Below are 16,116 nucleotides of genomic sequence, written 5' to 3'. Positions count from 1 at the left end.
CTCACTATGTATCAACGTTTCTATTTTCCAACCTTCATTATAACATAAACAAAAGGTGATAAAAGAATGATATATCAATATAAAAAAGAGACTTGGGGGTACTGTCTCCCCTAGTCCCTTTTTTATTCTTCAGGATCTCCCACTAAAAATTCCGGGTTGATGTCTTCCAGCTCTTCATCAAGCTCATCTTCCCAATCTTCTTCGTCTTCCTCTTCCCAATCAGGATTGACCTCAACCACTACCTTTGTTTCTCCTACCACTTCCGCCAAAAACTCCCTTTCTGCCTGCACAACAATTTTATTTCCATTCGGTGAAATGGTCACTTCTAGACAGTTAGGCTGCTGAAGGACTTTCGCAATTACTTCATGTTCATCATCTAAGTAATTGTTGTCTCTGTATCTGAGTTTAATGACATCTACGTATTTCACCCGTTCTGTGACAACCTCTGTTTTTGTGTTGTCCGCGTAAGAGTACCATACGTTTATATCATAATACCCTTCAATTTCTACTGTTTTTCCGATTTTTTCAGCGTCATACTTGTGGTTAATGATCCAACCACCCAAAATGCTGCTCGGTTTTTTCTCAGGGGAGATGGTATTGGTGCATTGGGTGAATTTTCTGCCTTTCGCTACTACCGCCTTCGTAATAATTTCCCTGTATTCAGACATTCCGGCATGCCTCCTTGTTCTTCTTCGTGTTATCTTATGCTGGGCATTTGTCTAGTGTGCATTTTTATAAATAAAATATAAAAATACAAAGTTTCTGTTCCATTGTATGCAGGCGTGCCTAGAAACTTTACTTTTAAGTGCGATAAAGTTTACTCGCGGCTGAGCAGAGAAAAACAAATTAAACATTTGGTACATAGATTATTTAGTTCATTTTTAGCCGCTTGAATAAAAAAAACACGGGCCAGTAAAGGCACCGTGTTTAGAGAGAACAGCTGTTATTTGAATGTTTCACCTTCGAACCGGTTTCCCCTTTCAGCAGGTCGCCTCCGGTTGACGTGATGATTTCATTTGTGACTTGATTGGAAATGGTGTGTGCAACGAGCTGCAGAAGGTCATTTACCTCCATCTGCGAGTCTCTGAATTCCTGGATGACAGGAATCTCTTCAAGCTCTTCTTGCAGCGCGTCAATTTTTGCTTCTACTTGTTTGAGCGCTTCATGCTTTTCATAATGCTTCAGATTGACAGCTTGCTTTTGCAGGGCTTTAATCTGATTAACAATTGTAGACACTTTGTCATTCTCATTGATTTGCGCCTCAGCCCGTTTGAAAAAATCAACCTCTTCTGTTTCAGAGATCATTTTTGCAAGGTTTCGTGCCTGCTGCACAATGTCTTTTTTTGAGTAGAGCGTCATCTTATTTCACCTCGATTGCTTCTCCTACCATTTCTCCGTCAAGCGACCATGTTTTCGCTTGCTGGATTTTCACGCGGACGATTTTGCCGATGGCTTCCTTCGGCCCTTTGAAATTGACAAGCTTGCTTTTTTCAGTGTAGCCGGCAAGAATATCAGGATTATTTTTGCTTTCACCTTCAACTAATACTTCGACAACCTTGCCTTCGTATTCCTTCATTTTTTTAGCAGAAATTTCATTCACCAGTGCGTTCAGACGCTGCAGACGTTCTTTTTTCACGCGCATCGGTACATTATCCTTCATTTTGGCAGCCGGAGTGCCCTCACGCGGAGAGTAAATGAACGTATAGGCGCTGTCAAACTCTACTTCACGGTATAGAGAAAGCGTTTCTTCAAACTGTTCGTCCGTTTCGTTCGGGAATCCGACGATAATGTCCGTTGTCAAAGATGCGTTCGGCATTGCTGCCTTAATTTTTCGCACGAGCTCCATGTAACGCTCTCTGTCATATTTGCGGGCCATCAGCTTCAGAACCTCTGAGCTTCCTGATTGAACCGGAAGATGAATGTGATCAAGCAGGTTTCCGCCTTTTGCCAGCACTTCAATGAGACGGTCGTCAAAGTCACGCGGATGACTCGTTGTAAAACGGATTCTCGGGATATCGATTTTTCTCAACTCATCCATCAAATCACCGAGGCCGTACGTCATATCTTCAAAGTCTTTTCCGTACGCGTTTACGTTTTGACCTAATAGTGTAATTTCCTTGTAGCCTTCACTTGCGAGCCTTCTCACTTCCTGAATGATCTCTTCAGGGCGGCGGCTTCTTTCTTTTCCGCGTGTGTAAGGCACAATGCAATACGTACAGAATTTGTCACAGCCGTACATGATATTGACCCAGCCCTTAATTTTTCCGTTCCGGACTTTCGGAAGGTTTTCAATAACGTCCCCTTCCTTGGACCAAACTTCTATGACCATTTCTTTTGAAAGGTATGCTTCTGACAAAAGCTCTGGCAGGCGATGGATGTTATGCGTTCCGAAAATCATATCGACAAACGGATGCTTTTTCAAAATCCGGTTCACGACTGATTCCTCTTGGGACATACAGCCGCACACTCCTAAAATCAGATCGGGATTGTTTTTTTTCAGCGCTTTTAAGTGCCCCAGCTCACCAAACACCTTGTTCTCGGCATTTTCACGGATCGCACATGTGTTTAACAAAATGACATTGGCATCATCAACAGAGTTTGTCGCTTCGTAACCGAGCGCCATAAAGATCCCTGCCATAACCTCTGTATCGTGTTCATTCATTTGGCAGCCGTACGTACGGATATAGAACTTTCTTCCGTCTCCCAATCCTTTAAATTGTTCAGAAATTTTAAAGTCATTATGATAAGTAACGGCTTCCTTGCCTCTTTTTTTCGCATCTTTTAAGGAAGGCGGAATATAAACAGCTTCAAAGTACTTGCTGTAATCCTTCTCGGATTTTTTGTCCGATGGATTAACTTGTCCGCTCTCTAATTTTTGCTTTTCATTCATGTCATGATTTCTCCTTTCAAACCAAACTTCCACCCTTCAGTATAAAGGTTATTGAAGCTCTGCACAACTGGCAACCTATCATTGTACACTCATTGAGAATAATAATCAATAAGGAATCAAAAGAGGAAGAGTATACTCTTCCTCTTACAATAGCTGGAGCTCCTTAGCCGTCTTTTCGATGACGGCAAGCGCCTCATCCAGTTCTTCTTTAGTGTGCTCAGCGGTAATAATCGTGCGAATTCTGGCTTTTCCCTTTGCTACAGTCGGGAAAACGATGCTTTGGGCAAAAACGCCGCGAGAAAGGAGCTGATCAGAAAATTGCTTTGCCACTCCTTCGTCACCTATTAAAATAGGAAGAATTGGCGTCTCACTCTGCGTGAGCGTCAGACCCATTTTCACAAGCATTGATTTAAAATAGGCCGTATTCTCCCACAAGCGCTCCATATGCTCCGGCTCTTCCAGCAAGACATCAATCGCTTCCATACAAGCTGCAGTGACAGCCGGCGGATGGGATGTGCTGAATAAAAACGGACGGCCTTTATGGCGCAAATAATCGATCAGCACCTTTGAACCTGCAGCGTAGCCACCGAGCACTCCGATTGCCTTGCTTAACGTTCCGACCTGAATATGGACTCTGCCGTCCAGACCGAAGTGATTCACCGTTCCCCTGCCGTTTTCACCCAGCACTCCCGATGCATGGGCGTCGTCCACCATTACAAATGCGTCATATTTCTCAGCGAGTTCTACAATATCAGGCAAAGGAGCTATGTTGCCATCCATGGAAAATACGCCGTCTGTCACAATCAGACGCATCCGATAATTCATTGACTTTCTCAGCACCCTCTCTAAATCACTCATATCGACGTGCTGATACACCTTTTTATCCGCCTTTGTCAGTCGGATTCCATCAATAATAGAGGCATGGTTCAATTCATCTGAGATGACAATATCCTCTTTTGAAAGAATACTTGAAAGTACGCCTTGGTTTGTTGTGAAGCCTGATTGGAATACAAGTGCCGCCTCCGTTTTTTTAAAGGCTGCCAGCTTTTTCTCAAGCTCTTGATGCATTGTAAATGTACCGGCAATCGTTCTCACTGATCCGGTGCCTGCCCCAAATTGCTGAACGGCCTCCTGCGCGGCTTTGATGAGTCTTGGGTGTGAAGTAAAACCGAGGTAATTATTAGAAGAAAGCTGAATGACGTTTTTGTGATTCACTGTGACAGCTGGGCCCTGCATTGATTCAAGCTGTTTGATCTCTTGCCATGTATGGTTTTCTTTCATTTTATCAAGCTCTGTTTTTAAAAACTCAAATTCCTTCATCATTTTTATCCCCCTTTATGGAAGTAATATCACTTTTCCGCACTGGCCGCTTCTCATCAGTTCAAATCCTTTCTCAAACTCCTCTAACGGAAACTGATGGGTAATAACAGGTGAAAGATCGAGCACGTTTGAGCTGAGCAATTGAGACACCTGCCGCCATGTCGAAAACATTTTTCTTCCTGTGATTCCTTGAATCGTAAGTCCTTTAAATACTACTTTATTCGTTAAATCAATTGTCACCGGATGTTCCGGCAAGCTGAGAATATGAAATCTTCCGCCATTCGCAGCCATCGTAAGACCTTGGGCAATCGCTGAGGGATGACCCGACATCTCACAAACGAGATCCACTCCTTCCCCATTCGTTAAAGCGCTTACAATTTTGAGCGGATCTTCTTTTTCAATAGAAACAGTACGTGTAGCTCCCATTTGTTTGGCAAGCGCCAACCTGTATTCATTTTTATCAATCGCTATCACTTGAGAAGCACCTGCTGCTTTTGCAACCGCAACAGCCATAAGACCAATCGGTCCGCATCCGATGACTGCAGTTGTTCCTCCTGCGGGCTGGCTCTCGAGTACTGTGTGAACCGCATTTCCTAAAGGTTCTTGAATGGAAGCAATCGCCGGGTCCATATCGGCGGGATTCTTCCAAACGTTATCAGCGGGGACTTTCACATACTCCGCAAAACAGCCTGCCGTGTCCACCCCAATAATAGCTGTATTGATGCAAACATGAGATTTTCCGGTTACGCAAGGGACACATTCACCGCAGACAATATGCGTTTCAGCAGACACATACTCCCCTACTTTTACATTGCCGGCATTCTCTCCTACAGCTTCAACAATGCCGCTGAACTCATGGCCGAAAACATAGGGAGTTTTGATTCTCTGGCGTGCCCATTGATCCCAATTATAAATGTGCACATCCGTGCCGCATATGGAAGCAGCTTTCACTTTTATGAGGACTTCATGTTTATCGATCTCAGGAATGGGAACTTCAGTCAGTACAGCACCGAACGACCCCTCCTTTTTCATTAGAGCTTCCATCTTTCCACTCCGCATGTACAATCCCCCTTGAAAAATTCTTATTACATTCGGATTGTACCATGATATGGAATAAGCGTAAACAGCACTGTCTTTCTGAGAAAGACAAAAGTATCTGTCTTGAAAAATGGGCGGAATTTTTTTCTGAAACGTTCTAAAACATTTCTGACTTGTGTATATCCGTCATTTATATGCTGAAAATACTATTGGAAGAAAATATCACAACAAATGAAAAACAACCTGTTTGCTCACGCAAACAGGTTGAGAATGCTTTATTTGTTTTTACCGAGGCTCCACGATTAATTTAATCGCCGTTCTTTCTTCCCCATCGATCTGAATATCAGTAAAAGCCGGAATACAAATCAAATCAACGCCGCTTGGCGCCACAAATCCCCTGGCAATCGCCACAGCTTTTACAGCCTGGTTTAATGCACCCGCTCCAATCGCTTGAATCTCGGCGGCCCCTCGCTCTCTTAACACACCTGCAAGTGCACCTGCCACTGAATTTGGACTCGATTTTGCTGAAACTTTTAAGATTTCCATTTCTGCTCCCCCTTAGTTTTACAATGGATAAGTGAGTGTTCATTAGAACAATCATTATTAGATGTTGCTATCCAAAAAGCCATCCCCACAATGCTTTTCAAAAATAGCGGGCTACCTTCCATTTTTACTATATTCACTAAGAAGTTGCTATATTCCTGCTTTTCTTTTTAATATTTTTATAAAATAACCCTATGCTAATTATTCAAAGAACATGTGATCATCATTGATCAGAATACGTTCAATTTTGACAGCCTTTTTCGTTTGATCGTCGATGTCAATGACAACTCCGCTCAACGTTGTTTTTCCTTCAGCGACAGTGAAGCGGACTGGAAGGTTCGTTTTGAATCGCTTAATAATCGTCTCTCTGTCCATCCCCAGTATACCATCATATGGGCCAGTCATTCCTACATCAGTAATATATGCCGTCCCCTTCGGTAAAATGCGGTTATCCGCTGTTTGCACGTGTGTATGAGTTCCGACGACAGCTGATGCCCGACCGTCTGTGTACCAGCCGAGTGCAAGCTTTTCACTTGTCGCTTCGGCATGGAAGTCGATAAAAATGTACGGTGTTCTTTTCGAAGCTTCGGCAATCAATTCATCCGCTTTTAAAAACGGATCATCAAGCGGCGGTAAAAACGTACGTCCTTGCAAATTAATGACGGCAAGCTCTTTGCCGTTTGCTTTCACATATGTGATCCCTTTTCCCGGTGTTCCTTCAGGAAAGTTTGCCGGGCGAACCAAGTTCGGAACGTCATCTATAAAATCGAAAATTTCTTTTTTATCCCATGTGTGGTTCCCCATCGTGATTGCATCTGCGCCGGACTGGATTAAGCTGTGATAAATTTTTTCCGTCAGGCCTTTTCCATGTGCGGCGTTTTCACCATTAATAATGGTAAAGTGAGGCTTATATTTTGTTTTTAGCTTTGGTACATATTCTTTTACCATGTCACGGCCCGGTGAACCGACAACATCTCCGATAAATAAAATTCTCATTTTGTAAATCCTTTCTTCTTAAAAATTCCTTGACCATCAAAAAAATAAAGTGATGCTTAGCGCATCACTTTATTTTGCATACTCTACGGCTCGAGTTTCTCTGATTACTGTCACTTTAATATGACCTGGATAATCGAGCTCGTCCTCAATTCGCTTACGGATATCTCGCGCCAGTCGATGAGCTTCAAGATCATTAATTGAATCCGGCTTCACCATAATACGCACTTCGCGTCCAGCCTGAATGGCAAATGATTTTTCAACACCTTCGTAGGACTCAGAAATTTCTTCGAGCTTTTCAAGTCTTCGAATATAATTCTCGAGCGTCTCACTTCGCGCGCCAGGTCTTGCAGCGGAAAGCGCATCTGCTGCAGCTACCAGCACAGCGATAATGGAAGTCGGCTCCTCATCCCCGTGGTGTGATGCAATACTGTTAATCACGACTGGGTGCTCTTTATATTTGGTCGCAAGCTCTACCCCGATTTCAACGTGGCTTCCTTCTACTTCATGGTCAATTGCTTTCCCGATGTCGTGAAGAAGGCCCGCACGTTTAGCAAGCTTTGCGTCTTCTCCAAGCTCCGATGCCATTAGACCGGCCAAGAATGCGACTTCCATGGAATGCTTAAGCACATTTTGACCGTAGCTTGTACGGAACTTTAAGCGGCCGAGGATCTTGATAAGATCTGGGTGGAGGCCGTGAACGCCAACCTCAAATGTCGTTTGCTCACCCATCTCACGAATATAGTCATCGACCTCGCGGCGAGATTTTTCAACCATTTCTTCAATCCGTGCCGGATGAATACGGCCATCCTGAACGAGTTTATCAAGAGCAATCCTTGCTGTCTCACGTCTGATCGGATCAAATCCGGAAAGAATGACAGCTTCAGGCGTATCATCAATAATCAGGTCGATACCTGTCAGCGTTTCAAGCGTACGAATGTTACGCCCTTCCCGTCCGATGATACGTCCTTTCATCTCATCATTTGGAAGATTGACAACTGATACCGTTGTTTCGGCAACGTGGTCCGCTGCGCAGCGCTGTAAGGCGAGTGAAAGAATGTTTTTCGCTTTCTTATCCGCCTCTTCTTTCGCGCGGTTTTCAGTTTCTTTTGTCATGATGGCGATGTCATGTGAAAGCTCGTTTTCAACCCGCTCAAGAATGATTTGTTTTGCTTCATCACGAGTCAGACTCGAAATTCGTTCCAACTCTGACTGCTGCATACGAATCATCTCATCCACTTTGCTTTCCATCTCTTCAATATGTTGTTGTCGTTCATTCAGAGAATGATCTTTCTTCTCCAACATCGCTTCCCGTTTATCAATTCCCTCATGTTTGCGATCAAGGTTTTCCTCCTTTTGGAGTAAACGGTTTTCTTGTTTTTGAAGCTCATTTCGTCTTTCACGAACTTCCTGTTCAGCATCTATTCGAAGTTTGTGGATTTCATCCTTTGCTTCAAGCAGAGCTTCTTTTTTCAGTGCTTCAGCATCACGCTTTGCATCTTCAAGAATTTGCTCGGCTGCACCGCGTGCGCCCGCAATTTTCGCTTCGGCAATGGTTTTACGAACAAAGTAGCCAACAACTAAACCGAGTAGAATCAGCAAAATGGAGATGAGAACCATCATAATTGGGGTCATACTTTCACCTCCTCTTGCTATGAACTTGGTTGTTGCTTAAATAAGTGTCGGCATGTACATTGTCTAGTTTTCTCAACATACAGAACCTTCACAGGGAATGAGTATTTTCATCGCCCTTGTCAAGTTTAAAATGGTTTAACAATCATGTTAAAAAAACAAATGTTACAACTTCATTGTAAATGTGTCGGAAATACTTGTCAAGCTTGCCATCTTAACGTTTGCCGACTGCCGTCTTTTAACGTGCCGAATGCAATCCTTCCAAAGAAGATCATAAATCATTCTTGATTCAGAAGCTGGTATATTTTATTGTTCACTTGGCCTAATTTAGCGTTATTTTGAATGTTTGACAACAAAACAACAATGGTTTGCCCAGATTTGCTAAAGCTGTTCAAGATGTTGAAGCCCGGCATGACACCATGGTTTGAATAGCTTCCGGGAGCGACATAAAATCCCATACCATATGTAGAGCTGCTCCCTGGCGTAAACATCTTTTCGTAGCTTTTTGGCGAATACAGTTTGCCATCTATCAGCGCTTGGTCAAATTTGTACATATCTATAGCGCTCATATAAATATCACCGGCTCCATACAACTGAGATAGATCAGGCATATACGGTGTAACCGTTCTGCTGCCCTTCAGCTTATACCCGACAGCAGGATAAGGTTCTTTATTATATGTTTTATAAAAGCCTGCATGCGTCATTCCCGCCGGTTTAAAAATATGATTCGTTATGTATTGTTCATAAGACTCACCACTTACTTCAGCAATAATATAAGCGAGAACAGAATAATTGGAATCCTTATAGTCCCATACGCCCGGCTGACGTTTGATTCCCTGACGTTCTATGTCTTTTATTAAATCGTCCGGAGTGATTGCGCCATTGCCTTCAATATGTCCATTTATTCCCGATGTATGTGTAAGCAGGTTCTTCAAAGTAATTGTTTGTCCATTGGGAAAATGAGGTAAATATGTGCTTACAGGATCACTTGTTTGAAGTTTCCCTTTTTCCTCAAGCTGCAAAATAGCGGTTGCAATCAACGCTTTTTGTGACGAACCGACATAAAAAGATGTCAATGGATTATTTTGAATGTGATGTTTACGGTCTGCATAACCAAAACCTTTACTTGTTACGATTTCTCCATTTCTGACAATCATGGCTGTTCCGCTGAAACCGATCTCTTTTAAATAATTGCTGATTTTTTGATTACGGTCGACTATTTTGATTTGTTCGTCTGTTTTTTTGGTGGTTTTCTTTTTGACTTCTTTTTTCTGGCTGGTATCTGAAACTGCTGCAGTTTCTTGTGATGGCTCGTTCTCTTCACTATTTCGTTGAAGCGCATTCCAAATCGTGAAGCAAATCATCACTGCTAAAAGACCAAGCAAAAGTTTGCCTCTTTTATTTAGTTTTCTCCGTCTGCGTTTCGCAGTTCTTCTGCGGGTTGGGCTTGTCATTCATTTTTTCCTCCCGAAATAAATTCCATTTTGCACACGTTTTGTTAGACGAATAAAGCACTAAAAAAGTTGTCAAAAAAAGCAATATTTTTATCGTTTTTTTGTAAAAATACAAAAAGGCTGAGTTTTTCACTCAGCCTTTTGTATCATTTCAAACTTATTTTATTTTTATTCTTCAAATTCGAGTTCTTCTTGTGCCTCTCCAGCTTGCTGCTGAACTGCTCCGTGATTATCCAAGCCGTAATGTTCGCGAATTTGCTCCTGGATCATCAGCATGATATCTTTATTTTCTTTCAAGAATTGTTTTGCATTTTCACGGCCTTGGCCAAGACGCTCTTCTTCATAAGAATACCATGAACCGCTTTTTTGCACGATATCAAGTTCAGTTCCAAGATCAATGATTTCGCCTTCTTTTGAGATGCCTTCTCCGTACATAATGTCAACCTCGGCTGTACGGAACGGCGGAGCTACCTTGTTTTTCACGACTTTGATTTTCGTTTTGTTCCCCATTACGTCGTTTCCTTGTTTCAGCTGTTCAGCACGGCGCACTTCAAGACGCACGGAAGAGTAGAATTTCAGCGCACGGCCGCCAGGAGTTGTTTCCGGGTTCCCGAACATAACGCCGACTTTTTCACGAATTTGGTTAATGAAAATCGCAATTGTCTTCGATTTGTTAATGGCCCCTGAAAGCTTACGAAGCGCTTGAGACATTAAGCGTGCTTGTAAACCGACATGCGAATCTCCCATGTCGCCTTCAATTTCCGCTTTCGGCACGAGAGCTGCCACAGAATCGACAACAACAATGTCAACTGCACCGCTTCGAACCAGCGCTTCCGCAATTTCAAGCGCCTGCTCGCCTGTATCAGGCTGAGACAGTAAAAGCTCTTCGATATTGACTCCGAGCTTTTGCGCGTATACCGGATCTAGCGCATGCTCCGCATCGATAAACGCGGCTTGTCCGCCCTGCTGCTGAACCTCAGCAATCGCATGAAGCGCCACAGTTGTTTTACCTGAGCTTTCAGGACCATATACTTCAATAATCCGCCCGCGCGGATATCCGCCAATTCCTAATGCCGTATCAAGAGCGAGGGAGCCGCTTGGGACAGTAGAAATTCTTGTATCTGTCTTTTCTCCCAGTTTCATAATGGAACCTTTGCCGAACTGTTTTTCTATTTGTTTAAGAGCCATATCTAAGGCTGCCTGACGATCACTCATTCTATTTTTTCCTCCTTTATGTTACCACTACATATACTATACCCTGTTTGAAGGGATTTGCCAAGAAAAAAGCGAACGCATATTCGGATTTTTTCTTGGCGTGATTTCTATCAAAATATCATAATGTATCAGAGAAATCATGTTTTTTTAGGAGGATAATGTGCTGAAAATATTATATTTGCTCTAAAAGCTTCAAGATTAAATGGCAGCCGTATTTGGCACCGCGTTTTCTGATTCCCGTTCTGGAGCCCGCAAAGTGAAACTCGTGAACCTCTTCTTTTCCATTAGCTGAAATACCGATAAACACATGCCCAGGCTCATGCCCTTCTTGAGTATCAGGTCCTGCTACACCGGTAAAGCTGATGCCGATGTCGCTACCAGTGAGCTTTTGAACACCCTTTGCCAGCTCTGATGCGCACTCCTTGCTGACCGCGCCAAATTGATCTAATGTTTCCTTCTTAACGCCAAGCACATTCTGCTTCATGTCGTTTGTATAGCAAACGACGCCGCCGGCAAATCGTTTTGAAGCACCGCTAAGATCCGTCAGCCATTCAGAAAACAGCCCGCCGGTAAAACTTTCCGCCGCGGAAATCGTAATGCTTTTTTCCTTACATGCTTTAGAAAGCTCTTTTACAAGGGAAGTATCATCGTAACCATAGAAAAATTCACCGACACGTTCTAAAATAACAGCCTCTGTTTCTTTTAACAGACGCTCTGTTTCCTTTTCGTCAGCATGCTTGGCTGTCAGACGCAGCGTCACCTCTCCATCTGCCGCCAAAGGAGCGATTGTCGGGTTGGTTTGTGCATCAATAATATCTTCCAAATCGGCTTCAAGCTGAGATTCACCAATACCGAAAAAGCGAAGAACGGTTGACACAATTTTTTCATTTGAACCCATCTTTTTCAGCAGAAGAGGCTTTGCCTCGTTTTCAAACATGGGACGCAATTCGCTTGGCGGTCCAGGAAGAAGCATATAAAAGCGCGATTCATGTTCTGTGAGCATTCCCGGTGCCATTCCAAAGTGATTTGCCAGTACGTCAGATCCTTCGATTACAAGCGCCTGTTTTCTATTATTAGGTGACATCGTCCGTTTTGTTCGTTTGAAATAGTCCTCAATGGATTGGAACGCCTCATCATTTAACACAAGCTGACGTCCCAGCGCATTTGCAATCGTTTCTTTCGTCAGATCATCTTTTGTCGGTCCGAGACCTCCTGAAAAAATAATGAAGTCAGAGCGTTCTTCAGCAATGCGGATGACCTGCTTCAGCCGGTCCGGGTTATCTCCGACTGCTGTATGATAAAATACGTTCACTCCGATTTCAGCGAGCTGTTTGCTGATAAATTGAGCATTTGTATTGGCGATCTGGCCAAGCAATAGCTCTGAACCGACTGCAATAATTTCTGCTTTTTTTGGAAATTCCATGACGAAGTCCTTCTTTCTTAGTTAGATGTTTTTAACGCTTCCCAGTTTTTAGCGAAATATTCCCAGCCTGAGACGACAGTAAAGAAGACGGCTACCCACAGCGCTAAGTCAGCGAACGGGAATGACACAAGTTCAAACGGAAGATTATGAAGAAGCAATGCGGAAACCGCAATGATTTGTGCCCAGGTTTTAATTTTACCAAGCATGTTAGCAGCTACGACTTCTCCTGTTCCGGCTAAGACAAGCCTTAAACCTGTCACGGCAAACTCTCGGCTGATAATCACAATGACCATCCAGGCTGGAGCAAGATCAAATTGAACAAGGATAATTAACGCTGCGGATACAAGCAGTTTGTCCGCAAGCGGATCTAGAAATTTTCCGAAGTTTGTAACGAGATTCAGTTTTCGGGCATAATATCCGTCTATCCAGTCTGTTGTGGATGCAATAATAAATAGAATAGCCCCCGCCAAGTGTGCGACCGGAATCGATTCGTCTCCAAATTCGAGCCTGCCCCAGTCAAACGGTGCCAGCATGATAATCATGAAGATTGGGATTAATGCGATTCTAGCAAGTGTGATTTTATTTGGTAAGTTAAACATAAAGCCCCTCCAATTTCATACTCGGACGTGAAGAAAAGTCATCTGGTAATTAAGATGACTTTTCTTCCTTTTTATTTACAATCTTTATGGTTTGTGCCATCACTTTTTTCGGGTCAAGTTCATATGAAAGAACCTCACCGTTGATTTTTATTTTCAGATTAGGTGCATATCCGGTGCGGATTTCAACTTGTTTCTGATCAGTTATGTCTTTTTTATAGGTTTCGCCTTTTTTCAGCGTTCCCTCTTTTAACGAGCTGCTGTTTTCATCGCGTACTCGAATCCAAGAACTGTCTGATGCCTTCAGTTCGAGCTCGATTTTATCAGCGCCGGACACTTCATAAGTTGTTAATGATCCTTCAGTGCCAGTTGCTTTAATCTCCAGTTTATCACTGTCGCTTTCTTCTTTTTTATCTTCTTTTTCTTTCGTTTCTTTTTTAGTGTCTGTCTCTTTTTCAGAGCTGTTGCTTTGATACTCTTTTAGTGATGAATCTTTTGGGATTTCGTACTTGCTTTCACTTTGCGTAATTGATTTTTCAGATGCGGCATTGTTATCATCGCTGTTTTTATGATTCGCAAACTGAATGATCGCGTACACAATCGCAATCACGACAATCACGCCGAGAATGACAAGTATCGTTGGCAGCAGCTCCAGCGCCTTAGATGCTGGCTTTGGCATTTCCTTTTGAAGATTCATGCCGGAGATCTTTTCAGACACATCGTCATGATACGTATTTGGAATATCTTTTTTATGCTCCTCAAACAGCTGATCCGCATCAAGCCCGACAGCTTCCGCATATTGCTTGATGAATGCCCGAACATAAAACTTCCCCGGAATAATGTCATAGTTTCCTTCCTCCAAGGCGGTTAAATACCTTTTTTGAATCTTTGTTGCCGCTTGGAGATCATCCAATGACATTGCTTTTTCCTCTCTGGCTTCTTTGAGCCGGATTCCTAGTTCAGTCACAACAAACACCTTCCAATTTTAAAAATCAAAGCTTGAAAACCCGGATTGGTCAAACATTTGGGGTTCTTCGGCATGTTCATATGTAATAACCTCATCAGGGTCATTTCTAAGTTCAATAATATAATCAAAGTCATCTAGTGTATACTCTGTATTTTGAACGAATATGTCCGGATGCTCCACCACTTTTGTTGCAGGCAGCCTCATGATTTCTCTGACCAGCTGGAGGTGGCGTTCTGATCCTCTTCGTGTTGACACAATTCCGTCCACGATAAAGACGTTTTCAGTGCTGTATTCATCGGCAATCAGCTGGCTTCTTATCGTCTGCTTCAGCAAGGTTGATGACACAAACAGCCACCTTTTGCTTGCACACACGCTGGAGGCCACAATCGATTCCGTTTTTCCGACACGCGGCATCCCCCTGATCCCGATTAATTTATGGCCTTCTTTTTTGAACAGTTCGGCCATAAAATCGACTAATAAGCCTAGCTCGTCCCGTTCAAAGCGGAACGTTTTCTTGTCATCGGCATCCCTTTGAATGTAACGGCCGTGACGTACGGCAAGACGGTCGCGAAGCCTCGGTTCTCTCAGCTTCGTTACTTTAATTGTTTCCATCGTTTTTAAGATTGATTCTAATCGTTTAATTTGATCTATATGGCGGCACCTGAGGAGCATTCCCCTTCTGGAAAGATCGACGCCGTTTATCGTTACGATGTTAATAGAAAGCATCCCAAGAAGAGATGAAATATCCCCGAGCAGTCCGGGGCGGTTCACTTGAATTTCATATTCAAAATACCATTCGAGCTTTGCCAAATGATATACCCCCTTCATTGTGGCAAAATTTTACCTTCCTTTATCATAAAGCATTTTTCTCTAATTAGAAAGAAGAATGTTGCTGTGATGAGGAAAACATAAAAAAGAGAGGAAAAATCCCCTCTCTTCTTAGTGAGTGCTGTTATTTTCAACAAGCTTAACCATCATATTGGCAATTGCGTGCTGTTCATCTTTTGATGCTACGCTCCAAAGATCTGCCAGCACTTTTTCCTGCTCGTTCTTAGATTCCACTTCATTAGCCAAGTAACTGCCGATTTCTGTCGCAAGATCTGTAATAGTATCCTGGCTCATACCTTTATCTTGCGCATAGTTCAGACGGTCGCCAAGGAAGTTTTTCCAGTTATCCCAGTTTTCTAATACTGACATGCTCGTTTCCTCCATTTCATGTGAAGTTACAAGATTATTGTGTCCTTCGCAAAAGAAACTATACACCGAATATTTTCGAATCAGCAGTGCCAACCGCCATTCACCGACAGAATTTGGCCGGTAATATATGACGCTTTTTCAGACAAGAGAAATGCTGTTGCATCGGCAATTTCTTGCGGCCGGGCAAGCCGGCCAATCGGGATCTCATCAGCAATCTCTTCTTTTTCAGACAGGGTAAATTGATTCATCATATTTGTATCAACCGCGCCCGGCGCTACGGCGTTTACTCTGATTCCGCTTGGCGCCAGCTCCTTAGCCAGTCCTTTTACAAACGAGTGCTGAGCTCCCTTTGCCATGCTGTACAGCACTTCACAAGATGCTCCAGTCTCGCCCCAAATAGAGCTGACAGCCACAATCGCTCCTGATTTATTCCGGATCATGCCTGGAAGAAGGTTTCTCGTCAACATATACGGACTCGCCACATGGAGCTGAACCATTTCCTGAACTGTTGCATTATCCACATCCGTAATCAGTCCGAAATGGCTTCTTCCGCTATTTAAAACAATCGCATCAACCGGCTGAACAATTGAACTTGTCAGCTTATCTGCTCCTTCTGGCGCGGACAGATCGGCTTGCAAAGTTTCAGCATGCACGCCAAACGTCTCTCTTAGTTTTTCAGTAAGCTCCGCTGCCGCGTTTTGATTTGTATTATAATGCAGAAGCAGATTGTATCCCTCTGCCGCAAGGGTTTCACTTATGCTTTTGCCGATGCCGCCGCTTGCTCCGGTGATTAGTGCTGTTTTGTTCATCCTCTTTCCTTCTTTCCGCAGAAAAACACCCCTCACACT

16 protein-coding genes are annotated in these 16,116 nt (G+C 43.2%); all 16 read right to left on the bottom strand.

Annotated features, from left to right (window positions below; all coding sequences use genetic code 11):
* Positions 1-122: 122 nt before the first annotated feature.
* On the bottom strand, positions 123-668 hold the full coding sequence (gene cotE / locus GYO_RS31465) for an outer spore coat protein CotE (protein ID WP_003221022.1): 546 nt from the start codon (positions 666-668) through the stop codon (positions 123-125).
* Positions 669-927: 259 nt separating this feature from the next.
* A complete protein-coding gene (gene ricA, locus GYO_RS31460) occupies positions 928-1,359 on the bottom strand; it encodes a regulatory iron-sulfur-containing complex subunit RicA (RefSeq protein WP_003231834.1) in 432 nt (143 codons plus the stop codon).
* 1 nt (position 1,360) lies between these two features.
* Entirely contained in the window at positions 1,361-2,890 is a 1,530-nt protein-coding gene (gene miaB / locus GYO_RS31455) for a tRNA (N6-isopentenyl adenosine(37)-C2)-methylthiotransferase MiaB (protein ID WP_003221018.1), read from the bottom strand.
* A gap of 144 nt (positions 2,891-3,034) precedes the next feature.
* Entirely contained in the window at positions 3,035-4,213 is a 1,179-nt protein-coding gene (locus GYO_RS31450; RefSeq protein ID WP_014113842.1) for a glycine C-acetyltransferase, read from the bottom strand.
* 12 nt (positions 4,214-4,225) lie between these two features.
* Positions 4,226-5,269: an L-threonine 3-dehydrogenase gene (gene tdh / locus GYO_RS31445; RefSeq protein ID WP_041520959.1), complete on the bottom strand. Its 1,044-nt coding sequence runs from the start codon at positions 5,267-5,269 to the stop codon at positions 4,226-4,228.
* Positions 5,270-5,533: 264 nt separating this feature from the next.
* Positions 5,534-5,794, bottom strand: a complete 261-nt coding sequence (gene spoVS / locus GYO_RS31440; RefSeq protein ID WP_003154135.1) for a stage V sporulation protein SpoVS — start codon at positions 5,792-5,794, stop codon at positions 5,534-5,536.
* Positions 5,795-5,992: 198 nt separating this feature from the next.
* Positions 5,993-6,787 carry a 2',3'-cyclic-nucleotide 2'-phosphodiesterase gene (ymdB, locus tag GYO_RS31435; protein ID WP_003221012.1) on the bottom strand — a complete coding sequence of 265 codons (795 nt, stop codon included), beginning with the start codon at positions 6,785-6,787 and terminating at the stop codon, positions 5,993-5,995.
* A 69-nt stretch (positions 6,788-6,856) separates the two neighbouring features.
* Positions 6,857-8,419, bottom strand: coding sequence for a ribonuclease Y (gene rny, locus GYO_RS31430; RefSeq protein ID WP_003221010.1), 1,563 nt, complete (start codon positions 8,417-8,419; stop codon positions 6,857-6,859).
* Positions 8,420-8,694: 275 nt separating this feature from the next.
* Positions 8,695-9,870: a serine hydrolase domain-containing protein gene (locus tag GYO_RS31425; RefSeq protein WP_014113839.1), complete on the bottom strand. Its 1,176-nt coding sequence runs from the start codon at positions 9,868-9,870 to the stop codon at positions 8,695-8,697.
* Positions 9,871-10,038: 168 nt separating this feature from the next.
* On the bottom strand, positions 10,039-11,085 hold the full coding sequence (gene recA / locus GYO_RS31420) for a recombinase RecA (RefSeq protein ID WP_014113838.1): 1,047 nt from the start codon (positions 11,083-11,085) through the stop codon (positions 10,039-10,041).
* A 172-nt stretch (positions 11,086-11,257) separates the two neighbouring features.
* Positions 11,258-12,508: a competence/damage-inducible protein A gene (locus GYO_RS31415; RefSeq protein WP_014113837.1), complete on the bottom strand. Its 1,251-nt coding sequence runs from the start codon at positions 12,506-12,508 to the stop codon at positions 11,258-11,260.
* A 17-nt stretch (positions 12,509-12,525) separates the two neighbouring features.
* Positions 12,526-13,107, bottom strand: coding sequence for a CDP-diacylglycerol--glycerol-3-phosphate 3-phosphatidyltransferase (gene pgsA, locus GYO_RS31410; protein ID WP_014113836.1), 582 nt, complete (start codon positions 13,105-13,107; stop codon positions 12,526-12,528).
* A gap of 49 nt (positions 13,108-13,156) precedes the next feature.
* Positions 13,157-14,071 (bottom strand): cell shape determination protein RodZ, encoded by a 915-nt coding sequence (rodZ, locus tag GYO_RS31405; protein WP_041520958.1) that lies wholly within the window; start codon positions 14,069-14,071, stop codon positions 13,157-13,159.
* A gap of 18 nt (positions 14,072-14,089) precedes the next feature.
* A complete protein-coding gene (locus tag GYO_RS31400; RefSeq protein WP_003220998.1) occupies positions 14,090-14,881 on the bottom strand; it encodes a DUF3388 domain-containing protein in 792 nt (263 codons plus the stop codon).
* Positions 14,882-15,010: 129 nt separating this feature from the next.
* The gene (locus GYO_RS31395) at positions 15,011-15,268 is read right to left on the bottom strand and encodes a DUF3243 domain-containing protein (RefSeq protein ID WP_003220996.1); all 258 of its coding nucleotides are present in this window, start codon (positions 15,266-15,268) and stop codon (positions 15,011-15,013) included.
* Positions 15,269-15,348: 80 nt separating this feature from the next.
* Positions 15,349-16,077, bottom strand: a complete 729-nt coding sequence (ymfI, locus tag GYO_RS31390; RefSeq protein ID WP_014113834.1) for an elongation factor P 5-aminopentanone reductase — start codon at positions 16,075-16,077, stop codon at positions 15,349-15,351.
* Between the last annotated feature and the right edge of the window lie 39 nt (positions 16,078-16,116).

The organism is Bacillus spizizenii TU-B-10 (assembly GCF_000227465.1).
GTDB classification, from domain to species: domain Bacteria; phylum Bacillota; class Bacilli; order Bacillales; family Bacillaceae; genus Bacillus; species Bacillus spizizenii.
Note: the sequence above shows the minus strand (reverse complement) of the source record. Positions and strands in the feature narration are given on the sequence as shown.